The organism is Hyphomonas sp. UBA3601 (assembly GCF_002375605.1).
Classification (GTDB): Bacteria; Pseudomonadota; Alphaproteobacteria; order Caulobacterales; family Hyphomonadaceae; genus Hyphomonas.
On sequence record NZ_DFME01000127.1, the window covers coordinates 92,774 to 96,261 of the forward strand.

6 protein-coding genes are annotated in these 3,488 nt (G+C 61.9%); 2 read left to right on the top strand and 4 right to left on the bottom strand.

Annotation, left to right across the window (positions count from 1 at the left end; genetic code table 11):
* Nucleotides 1-862, top strand: an 862-nt coding sequence (locus B4F73_RS14250; protein WP_290483590.1) for a LytTR family DNA-binding domain-containing protein, incomplete at its 5' end; no start/stop codon positions are given.
* Here the strand turns inward: B4F73_RS14250 and B4F73_RS14255 are convergent.
* The 4 genes from B4F73_RS14255 to B4F73_RS14270 form a co-directional block, all read right to left on the bottom strand.
* Nucleotides 859-1,023, bottom strand: a complete 165-nt coding sequence (locus tag B4F73_RS14255; RefSeq protein ID WP_242517395.1) for an HNH endonuclease — start codon at nt 1,021-1,023, stop codon at nt 859-861. The genes B4F73_RS14250 and B4F73_RS14255 overlap by 4 nt on opposite strands.
* 86 nt (nt 1,024-1,109) lie before the next feature.
* The gene (gene folD / locus B4F73_RS14260; protein ID WP_206991349.1) at nt 1,110-1,997 is read right to left on the bottom strand and encodes a bifunctional methylenetetrahydrofolate dehydrogenase/methenyltetrahydrofolate cyclohydrolase FolD; all 888 of its coding nucleotides are present in this window, start codon (nt 1,995-1,997) and stop codon (nt 1,110-1,112) included.
* Nucleotides 1,978-2,274, bottom strand: a complete 297-nt coding sequence (locus B4F73_RS14265) for a DUF167 family protein (RefSeq protein WP_206991350.1) — start codon at nt 2,272-2,274, stop codon at nt 1,978-1,980. The genes folD and B4F73_RS14265 overlap by 20 nt, the downstream gene beginning before the upstream one ends.
* A gap of 4 nt (nt 2,275-2,278) precedes the next feature.
* On the bottom strand, nt 2,279-2,572 hold the full coding sequence (locus B4F73_RS14270; RefSeq protein WP_034810489.1) for a YggT family protein: 294 nt from the start codon (nt 2,570-2,572) through the stop codon (nt 2,279-2,281).
* Nucleotides 2,573-2,731: 159 nt separating this feature from the next.
* On the opposite strand from B4F73_RS14270, the gene B4F73_RS14275 reads away from it, so the two are divergent.
* The coding region (locus B4F73_RS14275) for an MFS transporter (RefSeq protein WP_290481061.1) at nt 2,732-3,488 on the top strand (757 nt) is incomplete at its 3' end.

Genomic DNA, 3,488 nt, shown 5'->3' on the forward strand with positions numbered 1-3,488 from the left:
GATGAAGACAGGGTGTGGCGCGGGCCGGATCGGCGCTACGCAGATTGCGCGGGCGGGCTGGAATCCTTCGCCAAATACCTGCAAACCCATTCACGAAGCGCGAAATACACGGGATGACACGATGGCATCAGCCCTGAAGGATATTGGAAAAACACTCGGCATCGTCACCCTGCTGGCGGCTGGCTTCACATGGTTCGGAGTCTATGGCACCGGCGGCTCTCTCAAACTCCGATTCCTGATGTGGTTCGTCACAATGCTGGTCGGGTCGGTCGCATCCTATTGGGTCGTACCCTTTGTCTTCCACACGCACATGAAGACGTCCCACCCGGCCCTGAGAATTGTGGCCGCGGCCGTCCTGCTTGCAATTCCGGTCACGATCTCACTCTGTATTTTCCTGGCTTTTCTGGGCGCGTCCATTTCCCTGGCGCAAATCCCCATCCAATTCGCCTATGTGCTGGCGATCTCGCTCGTCATCACGACGGGTGGTTTCCTCATTGATCGGGCCCGCCAACTGGCCGAGTTGGAAGACGCCGAACCGGAAGACCGGGTCGCGGGCTTCCTGTCGCGCCTGCCAGTGCGATATCGGGGGGCAGATCTTTGGGCCATCTCCTCGGAAGATCACTATCTGCGCGTTCATACAGACCGGGGAGAAGAACTGATCCTGATGCGGCTGGCCGATGCGATGCGAGAACTGGGCGAAGACAACGGCCTGCAGACTCATCGCTCATGGTGGGTCTCGCACAATGGCGTCGCCGATACGCGGCGCACCAATGGCAAACTGGTTCTCATCCTGAAATCCGGTCAGGAAGCACCGGTTTCGCGTACCTACCAGCCGAATGTCCGGGCTGCAGGCCTCGCCTAGCCCTTTCCGGTGCCTCGGCGTTTGTTGCAAATGGCATGGGCAAGACGGAGATTGCTGATCTCGTCCGACCCCTCATGCGCGCGCGGTATGATATGGTCGAATGTCGGCCGCCATTTCTTCCAGAGCGTGGAATGCGCCACATCGGCCCGGCTGGGGGGCATGGGCTTTCCACACAGGGCGCAGAGGCCGTCCTGATCTTCCCAAAGTTGCCGGAATCGCGGCGTGTCCGGCGGGGAAAAGGACTGGCTCACAGACCGTCTGGAACAGGCCAGCCACGCCGGGCGCAGGCGGCCAGCACCGTGTTGCGCAACAGGCAGGCAATGGTCATGGGCCCGACCCCGCCCGGCACGGGCGTGATGTGACCCGCAACTTCCGCGCTGGCGGCATAGTCGGCATCGCCCACCAGACGCGTCTTCCCCTCGCCCTTTTCGGGCGCGTCGATCCGGTTGATCCCGACATCGATAATGGTCGCGCCCGGCTTCACCCAATCGGCCTTGACCATTTGCGGACGTCCGACGGCAGGCACGAGAATGTCGGCCTCGCGGCACATGGCCGGCAGGTCCTTTGTGCGGCTGTGCGCGATGGTGACCGTGCAGTTCTCGGCCAGGAACAATAGCGCGGCCGGCTTGCCGACGAGAATAGAGCGACCAATCACGACGACATGTTTGCCGGAGAGGTCACTGCCCAGCGCGCGCTTGGCCAGGATCACACAGCCGGTCGGTGTACACGGGCGCAGGCCCGGCTTGCCGAGCGTCAGGCGACCGGCAGACACTTCGGTCAGTCCGTCGACATCCTTGTCGGGGTCGATCTTCTCGATCGCCGCATCAGCATCGAGACCCTTGGGCAGCGGCAACTGCAGCAGGATGCCATCGACGCTTTGATCGGCATTCAGGGTTGCAATCAGGGTCTCGACATCGGCCTGGCTGGCCGTATCCGGCAGGCGGTGGTGCACGGAGACCATGCCAACCTCCTCGGTCTGGCGCACCTTGTTGCGCACATAGACCTGGCTCGCAGGGTCTTCCCCCACAAGGACCACAGCCAGTGAAGGCTGTCCGGGCAATTGGCTGACCGCCTTTGCCACGTCTGCGCGGACATCTGCCGCAACCGATTTTCCGTCAATTACCTGCGCGCTCATTGCCCTGATCCCCGGCCAGTTTCGCCGCCAGATCGGGCGGCCCGTCAATGTCGAGGCCTTTTAACCGGTTCTTTGGGCCCGTCACCACCCTGACCGCAGACTTTGGCACGCCCAGCCATTTCGCGATCAGTTTTTCAACCGCCGCATTGGCCTTTCCGCCTTCCGGCACGGCGCGCACACGAACCTTCAAATAGGTCCGGCCCGCAGCGTCTGTTTCCCATGTTTCGACCCGGTCGGCCGAGGCGTTCGGCTGAACGCGAACGATCAGCCTGTGCATGCGATCAGAACGGGACGATGCCGTAGCCGTAGCGCGCGATCACACGCTCGAGGAAGAAAATGATCAGCAGAACCACCATAGGCGTCAGGTCCAGCCCACCCATGGGCGGCAGGATGTTGCGGATCGGGCGGTAAACCGGCTCGGTAATACGCTGCAATCCACCCCAGACACTGCGTACGGTGGGGTTCTGGAGGCTCAGCACATTGAAACCGACCAGCCAGGACAAGACAGCCTGAATGATGATGATGAATGTGGCGATCCGCAGAACGACCATGATGAGATCAAGAATGGCGGCCATGGGGCAACGCTCCGATTTTTCTGTTGTTGCCTTCACTTAGGGTGATGCCCCTAGCTTGTGCAAGGCGTTCTCTCTAGCTTTGCCAGTTGGGAACACATTCCGTTTGGCAAGGCGGGCAAACACAAACAATTATAACAATTGCCGAGGGAGCCCGCTTGCATGACAGATCCGGACAGGCCGCTGCTTCCGCTCACCGGGGTCCAGAAAGCGATGATCGGCATTGCCATGGTGGCCATGGGCGCCGGCATGAGCATCAACTTCGTGGTCGTTGCCCCCCTCGCCCGCAAGGCTGGCCTGACCGAAATTCAGGTCGCGGGTATCCTGACCCTGTCTGCGGCCGTCTATGCGCTGCTCATTCCAACCTGGGGCCGGCTGGCTGACCGGTTCGGCCGCAAACGCGTCATGGTCTTCTCGCTGGCGGCCATGGGCCTGACCAACATGATCTTCGTGTTCGCCCTGAGCGCCGCGCTGGCAGGAGTCCTGACCGGGCTGACCGCCTTTTTCACACTTGTCTTCGTGCGCCTCTGGTTCGGCCTGTTGTCGCCCGGTCTGCAACCAGCCGCCATGGCCGCGATGACGGATGCCACCACGCCGCTCGACCGGGCCGGCGGGCTCGGCATGCTTGGCGCCTGTATGAGCATCGGATCCATCCTCGGCCCGGCAGGTGCCACCGTGCTCGCCCCGTTTGGGGCGCTGATGCCGATCTGGGGGACTATCGCCTTCAATCTGATCGTAGCGCTTGTTCTGGCAGTGGTTCTGCCCCCGACCAGGCCGCGCCCGAAATCAGCCAAACGCCCCACCCCACTCGCGGTGCGCGACCCGCGCGTCTTCCCGCACCTGCTTTTCCTGTTCACCTATTTCATCGGAATCGGAATCGTACAGCAGACGATCAGCTGGTTCATCGAAGATCGCTACC